Origin of the sequence: Streptomyces sp. NPDC006510 (assembly GCF_040611955.1) — a bacterium.
Classification (GTDB): Bacteria; Actinomycetota; Actinomycetes; order Streptomycetales; family Streptomycetaceae; genus Streptomyces.
In genome coordinates this window covers 1-6,967 of record NZ_JBEXPH010000306.1, presented here as the reverse complement: position 1 = coordinate 6,967, position 6,967 = coordinate 1, and the positions used below count along the sequence as shown (strand labels likewise).

The following is a 6,967-nucleotide window of genomic DNA, read 5'->3' as shown; positions in this document are numbered from 1 at the left end:
GCCTCCGGCCGTCAGACGCGTTGTCCGACGGCCGGAGGTGCGGCGCCGGTCGGCGTTGGATGCCTCGGACTGCTCCCACAAGGCAGTTCGGCAATTCATCACGCTGGTACGGCACTTAGCCTCGCGGGCGCGGCACTTCGCAACTTCGCAGAAACAACTCGACGATGTCTTGCCGCCCGTGTCACACCGCCTGCATAACGTTGTAAACCGAGCCGTCCACAGGCCGCGCAGGCTCTCACGACCCCGTTTGCCGCAGATCGAAGCGGGCTCGTGCGCGCCAGCCCGCCCATCTGCGGCTGCGCGGCTGGCGCGAGGAACTCACCGCGGCCGGCATCGAGCCCGACGAGTCGCTGGTCGTGGTCACCGACGGCTACGGGCGCGAGGGCGGCGCCACCGCCATGGCCGCCCTCCTGGACCGGGGAGAGCGGCCCGACGCGGTGTTCGCGTACAACGACCTGATCGCCATCGGTGCCATGCGCACCCTCGCCTCACGCGGGCTCCACATCCCCGAGGACGTCGCCGTCGTCGGTTTCGACAACATCGAGGAGAGCCTGTACGGGGCCACCACGCTCACCACCATCGCCCCCGACAAGGAAGCCATCGCACGGCTCGCCGTCGACAGCCTCGTCGAACGGCTCTCCGGCAGCCCAGTTCCCGAACCACGACGGCCCCGCCCCGGCTACCGGCTCGTCGTCCGCGAATCCACCGGGTCCGAGAGGACCCATTCTCCGAGAGGACCTGGTTGAGGTAAGGACCCGCCGCGCCGATCCTGCCGGGCGCCGCGTCCCTGCCGCCCGGATCGAGGACGTAGCCAACAGCGCGGGCGCTCGATGAACACCTGCGAGGTCCCGCCGGAGAACCCTGACCCGCCTCGGGATTCGGGCAAGCAGTTCATTCCGAGGAGCAAGGTCTGTCGGATTCTGCTGCAGTCTCCAGCGGTGAGGAGGTTACCTGGGCACGACAGGGCCGTAAGGGGGCCGGAGCGGTGGAGGCGGGAGGTGGTGCGGATGCGGGAATGGCGGAATGCGGCTCGGGGTTGGGACGTTCATGACTTTTCTTGTTGACGTGACCGTCCGGGGCTACGAGCTCGACACACAGGGACACCTGAACCAGGCCGTGTATCTGCAGTACGCCGAACATGCCCGCTGGGAGCTCCTGCGCGCCGCGGGACTGCCGCAGGACAAGCTGCTGGCCAGCGGCGTCGGGCCGGTCGCGCTGGAGACGACGGTGAAGTTCCTGCGGGAGCTCCGGGGCGGCGACCGGGTACGGGTGACCTGCCGGTTCGTGTACGGCGAGGGGAAGACGTTCACGGTCGCGCAGCAGATCCTCAAGGAGGACGGCACCGTCGCGGCGGAGGTCACGGGCGTGGCGGGGATGCTCGATCTGACGGCCCGCAAGCTGATCGCCGATCCGGCCGGGCATCTTGCCTCGCTCGCCGAGAACCCGGACCTGCTCAGCGGCTGACGGGTGGCTGACGGGTGGGGCCGGCTGATGGCCGGCCCCACCGCCCGGTGCATAGGGAACTACGATGAGTCTCGTAATATGGAGGACCGGAGCAACCTCAGGAAGTGGAGCCGTCGTGACCCCCGCCAGCGCCCCTGCCGCAAGCGCCGCCGAGGCGGCCGGTCGCGTGCTCGACCACCCCGCGCGGGACGAGATCCGCATCGAAGGGGTGCTCCACGCGCTCTCGGACCCGATGCGGCTGCGCATCGTCCGTGAGCTGGCCGCCGCCGATGCCGAGCTGACCTGTTCCCGTTTCGAACTGCCGGTGTCCAAATCCACCTCCACGCACCACTTCCGGGTGCTGCGCGAGAGCGGGATCATCCAGCAGATCTACCGCGGCACGGCCAAGATGAACGGCTTGCGACGGGACGACCTGGAGGCGCTGTTCCCCGGGCTCCTCGACCGCGTCCTCGACGCGGCGAACCGGCAGGTGCAGCGCATCGGCGAGGACCGCTGACCTCACGCCCCGTCCCGGCCGCCACCCCGTGCGGCGCCCAGCAGCCCCGCCCAGTCCGGGATCTTCACCCGCTCCCGGCCCAGCGACCGGCCGAGCGCCGCCTCAGCCCGCTCGATGGACAGCCAGCCGTCCCATTCCACCGGGCGCAGCCCCCATGCCCGCAGGGCGGCCACCGGGTCGGGTGCCGACGGACGCCCGGCGAGCAGTGGGGCGTCGTCGAGCAGCGAGGCCACCGTCTCCTTCGCGCACGACCGGTTCGAGCCGATCACTCCGGTCGGCCCCCGCTTGATCCACCCGGCGACGTACTCCCCGGGCGACGGCACCCCGTCCCGCAGCACCCGCCCCGCCAGATGTGGCACCGTCCCGCGGACCGGGTCGAAGGGCAGACCGGGCAGCGGGATCCCGCGGTAGCCGACCGCCCGCAGCACCAGCTGGGCGTCGATGTCCTCGTACGTACCGGCGTCGCGCACACCCCCGCTGCCGTCCGGCACGGTACGGGCGAACCGCACCCCGGCCACCCGGCCGTCCCGCTCCAGCAGCTCGACCGGACGCAGAAAGAACCGCAGGTGGATGCTGCGCACCGGCTGCCCGCCGGGGCCCGCGCCTTCGGGGCCGGCCGCCGCCCATCCGCGCAGCACCTCGACATTGCGCCGCGCCGCCGCCGTCAGGGGCGGCGCGTTCGGCGGTGAGGACAGGGTGGGGACCGGCCGGGCGGACGGATCGGCGTACGCCGGATCTCGGGCGAGCTCAGCCTCGTCCACCACGACCCGGGCCTGCGGCAGACCGCCCAGCTCGCGCAGCTCCTTGGTGGTGAACCTGGCCTGTGACGGTCCGCGTCGGCCCGCCATGTGGATCTCGCGCACCCGGCTGCCGGCCAGCGCGCCGAGCGCACCGTGCGGCACGTCGGTGGGGTGCAGCTCCTGTGCGCTCCGCGCGAGAATGCGTGCCACGTCCACCGCCACATTGCCGACCCCGATCACCACGACCGAACGGGCCCGGAGCGCGAAGCCGTTGGCGGCCGCGTCGGGGTGTGCGCTGTACCAGGAGACGAACTCGGTGGCGGAGCAGCTGCCGGGCAGCCCCTCGCCGGGGACGGCGAGAGCGCGGTCGGTCGCGGCGCCGACGCAGTAGACCACCGCGTCGTAGAGCTCACGCAGCCGCTCGGGCGGAATCCCGTCGCCGCCCACCTCGACATTCCCGAGGAAGGTGATCCGCTCGTGCTCCAGAACGGTCCGCAGACTGTTCTGCAGCGACTTGATCTTCTCGTGGTCCGGGGCGACGCCGTAACGCACCAGGCCGTACGGGCAGGGGAGCCGGTCCAGCACATGGACCCGGACATCGGGAACCCGGTCCTGCGCGACCAGGGCCTGGGCGGTATAGACCCCGCTGGGGCCGGAGCCGACGACGGCGACACGGAGCACGGCGCACCTCTTCCCGGGGGATGCCTCCAGCATGGCACCGGCGGGCGGAGCGGGGGAGAGGCGCGCCCGGGGCTTCGTCAGGACGACATCGCGCGCATTCTGTTGATCTCCACGGTCTGCTGCGCGACGACGTCCCCGGCCATCTCCTCTATCTGCACGTTGTTCCCCTCCGTGAGCACCTCGGTCGCCATCGTGATCGCCCCTTGGTGGTGGGTGATCATCAACTTCAGGAAGAGCTTGTCGAAGGCCGTGCCGTCCGCCTCGCGCAACTGCTTCAGCTGTGCCGGGGTCGCCATCCCGGGCATCGCCGAGTGGTCGTGGGCGGAGGTGCGCTTCTCCCCGCCGTTGTGTTGGAGCCACCCCTCCATGGCGCCGATCTCCGGCTTCTGGCCCGCGCTGATGCGCTCGGCGAGCCGTTTGACCGAGGAGGAGCCGGCGCGCGACGGGACGAGCTCGGTCAACTCCAGGGCCTGGGCGTGGTGCTGGATCATCATGCGCACATAACGATAGTCGGCCGAGTTGGGGGTGTCGTCCCCGGCGGCCTTCACGGCCTCCTCGGCGGACAGGGTCCGTGCGGGCTCTCCCGGCTTTCCGGGCGCCACCACCGAAGGGCCCCCGCCCGCCTGCGCCTTCGTACGGCTGTCACCGTCTCCCGCATCGCACGCGGCGAGGGCGAGAACGGCGGACACGGCTGTTGCGACAAGAACGGATCTGCGTACACACATGGTCTGACGGCGGATCAACAAGTGGACCTCCATGGCCATATGAGGTGGTTGCCAATCGTCCTAACACGCTTCCGCACGGCAGTGATCAGAAACTTTCATTACGTCTCTGTTGCCATCTGTTGGGATCACCATGGGAAGGACGATACTGCCGAGGACCGTGAACCGTTCAACTACGTTCGGATACATGGGAGGACGCAGTGATTTCGTTGCACACGAGCCCGGTGCGGCGCAGACGCCTGGGTGTGGCTACGGCAGCCGCCGGCCTGCTGGCCACGCTGCTGATGGCCGGTCCCGCGGCCGCGACACCCGATCCCGGTGACACGGATGCGGCCCGGACGGACGTCTCCACCGCCCAGCAGGCCGAAGCCAGGGCCGCCATCAACAGCGGCGAGATACCCGGCGTGGACGAGATCGTCCACAGCGGCAACATCACCCATCTGGCCAACGTTCCGAAGGACGCGCTCAAGGGCCTCAACACGGACCTGGCTTTCCAGGGGAAGTACGCCTTCGCCGGAAACTACGACGGCTTCCGGATCTTCGACATCAGCGATCCCAGGTCCCCGAAGACGGTCTCGCAGGTCCTCTGTCCCGGCTCGCAGAACGACATCTCGGTCTCGGGCAACCTGCTCTTCCTGTCCACCGACTCCTCGCGCAGCGACAACTCCTGCACCAGCACCACCCAGCCCGCCACGGAGAAGTCCTCCTGGGAGGGCATGAAGGTCTTCGACATCAGCGACAAGCGCAACCCGAAGTACGTCGCCGCCGTCGAGACCGCGTGCGGATCGCACACCCACACCCTGGTCCCCGAGCGCAAGAACGTGTACGTGTACGTCTCCTCGTACTCGCCGAGCGCGACGTTCCCCGACTGCCAGCCGCCGCACGACGGGATCTCCGTCATCAAGGTGCCGCGCGGCGCGCCCGAGAAGGCCGCGGTGGTGAACTTCCCGGTGCTCTTCCCGGACGGCGGCAACCCGGGTGCTCCGGAAAACCCGGGCGTCTCCAAGACCACCGGCTGCCACGACATCACCGTGCTGCCCTCGAAGGACCTGGCCGCCGGTGCCTGTATGGGCGACGGCCTGCTGTTCTCCATCGAGGACCCGGAGAACCCGAAGATCATCGACCGGGTGCAGGACAATGTGAACTTCGCGTTCTGGCACTCGGCGACGTTCAACCGGACGACGGACAAGGTCGTCTTCACCGATGAGCTCGGTGGCGGTGGCGCGGCCACCTGCAACGAGGAGATCGGCCCGAAGCGCGGCGCCAACGGCATCTACGACATCGTCGGCAGGGGCGACCACCGCAAGCTGGTCTTCCGCAGCTACTTCAAGATCGACCGCCCGCAGGCCGACACCGAGGTCTGTGTCGCCCACAACGGTTCGATCATCCCGGTCAAGGGCCGCGACCTGATGGTCCAGGCCTGGTACCAGGGCGGAGTGTCGGTGTGGGACTTCACCGACTCGTCGAAGCCGAAGGAGATCGGCTACTTCGAGCGCGGCCCGGTCCGCACCGACGCCGTCACCACGGCCGGCCCCTGGTCGGCGTACTACTACAACGGCTACATCTACTCCAACGACATCGCCAAGGGCTTCGACGTCCTGAAGCTCGACGACCGGCGGACCGACCCGGCGAAGCGGGTGCGGCTGGACGAGCTCAATGTGCAGACCCAGCCGGAGTACTTCGACCGCTGACCGGCCGGATCCTCCACCCGGCCGGCGACAGCCGGCTCCATCGCGCACCGAAGCAGCCCCGCAGGGCGGATCCCCCCTGCGGGGCTGCGCGGTGTCCGCGATGTGCCTAGGCGGCGGACCTGGCTCCGCCGCTCGTGGCCGCGGCCCACTCCACCAGCAGCCGCTGGTACTGCTCCTCGTCCTCCGGGGACAGGCAGCCGCCCGAGCGCTGCCACAGGTCACGGATCTCTTTGTTCACCACGGCGGCAGTGCGCGTGGAATCGGAGGGGCACGGAGAACGGGACATGCATACAGGCTAAGGCCCCGATGTGACAATCGGACCCATTGGGCGTCAGGGACATCTCTCACATGTTTGTCAGGCAACGCCCGGCACCAGTCCGAGCGTCCGCAGTCCGTCGGGCCGCTCCTCCACCGGCAGATGGTGCACAAACCGCACGTCACAGCCCAGTGCCGCGGCCCCGCCGTCCGCGTGCCGGTCGTCGCCGACCATGACCACATCCGCCGGATCCAGCCCGAGATCTGTGCAGGCGGTGTGGAAAAGTCGTGCGTCCGGCTTCTGGATGCCGTGCTCGTACGACAGGACATAGGCATCGATCAGGGCGTCCAGGCCGTGTGCCCGGAAGACCGGCCGCAGGTCCCAGCCGATATTGCTGACCACGCCGATCCTGGTGCCGCTGTCGTGCAGCGCGCCGAGCACCTCCGTCGCGTCCGGGTACGGCTGCCAGGCGGCGGGTGACCGGTGCCGTTCGTACAGCGCGTCGTACAGGCCGGGATCCGGCAGGGCCACCTGCCGGGCCAGTCCGGTGTACGCCTCCCGGTGCAGTTCCGCGCTCTCGTCACGGGTGGCCCACGCGGCGGAGAGCCGGGCGGGGACGTGGCGGGGAGACGGGCCGCCCGGCAGCGCCCCGGCGGCCTCCAGCTCGCCCGCGTACCGTTCGAAGTCGGCCTCGCCCACCGTCACCTCCCGCTCGATGAGAACCGCGCGCAGCCAGGACCGGACCGGCTCGATGCGGAAGAGAGTCCCGGAGAAGTCGAAGAGAACACCCTTGATCTGCATGGCTGTGATCCTCCCCGGTGCCGGGGCGGCGCGACAAGGCCGGACGGTCCCGGCACCCGGGTCCCGGCCCGGGTTCCCGCCGGGGGAGGGTGGGGCGCGGCCGGGCCGGGCCGGCT

General features: G+C 69.9%; 7 protein-coding genes and 1 pseudogene. 4 read left to right on the top strand and 4 right to left on the bottom strand.

Features of this window, described 5'->3' with window-relative positions:
- Nucleotides 1–257 precede the first annotated feature (257 nt).
- The 3 genes and pseudogenes from ABZY11_RS41745 to ABZY11_RS41735 all read left to right on the top strand — a co-directional run.
- Nucleotides 258–746, top strand: a pseudogene (locus tag ABZY11_RS41745) (substrate-binding domain-containing protein); the annotation flags it as partial.
- Between the two features lie 301 nt (nucleotides 747–1,047).
- Nucleotides 1,048–1,464, top strand: coding sequence for an acyl-CoA thioesterase (locus tag ABZY11_RS41740; RefSeq protein ID WP_356484174.1), 417 nt, complete (start codon nucleotides 1,048–1,050; stop codon nucleotides 1,462–1,464).
- Nucleotides 1,465–1,579: 115 nt separating this feature from the next.
- Nucleotides 1,580–1,960 carry a helix-turn-helix domain-containing protein gene (locus ABZY11_RS41735; RefSeq protein WP_356484173.1) on the top strand — a complete coding sequence of 127 codons (381 nt, stop codon included), beginning with the start codon at nucleotides 1,580–1,582 and terminating at the stop codon, nucleotides 1,958–1,960.
- 2 nt (nucleotides 1,961–1,962) lie between these two features.
- Here ABZY11_RS41735 and ABZY11_RS41730 read toward each other — a convergent pair whose 3' ends face one another.
- Together ABZY11_RS41730 and ABZY11_RS41725 are read right to left on the bottom strand one after the other, a co-directional pair.
- Complete coding sequence (locus ABZY11_RS41730) at nucleotides 1,963–3,381, bottom strand: FAD-dependent oxidoreductase (RefSeq protein ID WP_356484172.1); 1,419 nt, start codon at nucleotides 3,379–3,381, stop codon at nucleotides 1,963–1,965.
- Between the two features lie 77 nt (nucleotides 3,382–3,458).
- Nucleotides 3,459–4,145: a DUF305 domain-containing protein gene (locus tag ABZY11_RS41725; RefSeq protein ID WP_356484171.1), complete on the bottom strand. Its 687-nt coding sequence runs from the start codon at nucleotides 4,143–4,145 to the stop codon at nucleotides 3,459–3,461.
- A gap of 158 nt (nucleotides 4,146–4,303) precedes the next feature.
- On the opposite strand from ABZY11_RS41725, the gene ABZY11_RS41720 reads away from it, so the two are divergent.
- Nucleotides 4,304–5,794: a hypothetical protein gene (locus tag ABZY11_RS41720; RefSeq protein WP_356484170.1), complete on the top strand. Its 1,491-nt coding sequence runs from the start codon at nucleotides 4,304–4,306 to the stop codon at nucleotides 5,792–5,794.
- A gap of 106 nt (nucleotides 5,795–5,900) precedes the next feature.
- On the opposite strand, the gene ABZY11_RS41715 is transcribed toward ABZY11_RS41720, so the two are convergent.
- Together ABZY11_RS41715 and ABZY11_RS41710 are read right to left on the bottom strand one after the other, a co-directional pair.
- A complete protein-coding gene (locus ABZY11_RS41715; RefSeq protein WP_356484169.1) occupies nucleotides 5,901–6,080 on the bottom strand; it encodes a hypothetical protein in 180 nt (59 codons plus the stop codon).
- A gap of 69 nt (nucleotides 6,081–6,149) precedes the next feature.
- On the bottom strand, nucleotides 6,150–6,851 hold the full coding sequence (locus ABZY11_RS41710) for an HAD-IA family hydrolase (RefSeq protein ID WP_356484168.1): 702 nt from the start codon (nucleotides 6,849–6,851) through the stop codon (nucleotides 6,150–6,152).
- Nucleotides 6,852–6,967 lie beyond the last annotated feature (116 nt).

Coding starts and splice junctions, on each gene's coding strand:
- ABZY11_RS41740 (WP_356484174.1), top strand. CDS start 1,048: ATGACTTTTCTTGTTGACGTGACCGTCCGGGGCTACGAGCTCGACACA.
- ABZY11_RS41725 (WP_356484171.1), bottom strand. CDS start 4,145: ATGGCCATGGAGGTCCACTTGTTGATCCGCCGTCAGACCATGTGTGTA.
- ABZY11_RS41715 (WP_356484169.1), bottom strand. CDS start 6,080: ATGTCCCGTTCTCCGTGCCCCTCCGATTCCACGCGCACTGCCGCCGTG.
- ABZY11_RS41710 (WP_356484168.1), bottom strand. CDS start 6,851: ATGCAGATCAAGGGTGTTCTCTTCGACTTCTCCGGGACTCTCTTCCGC.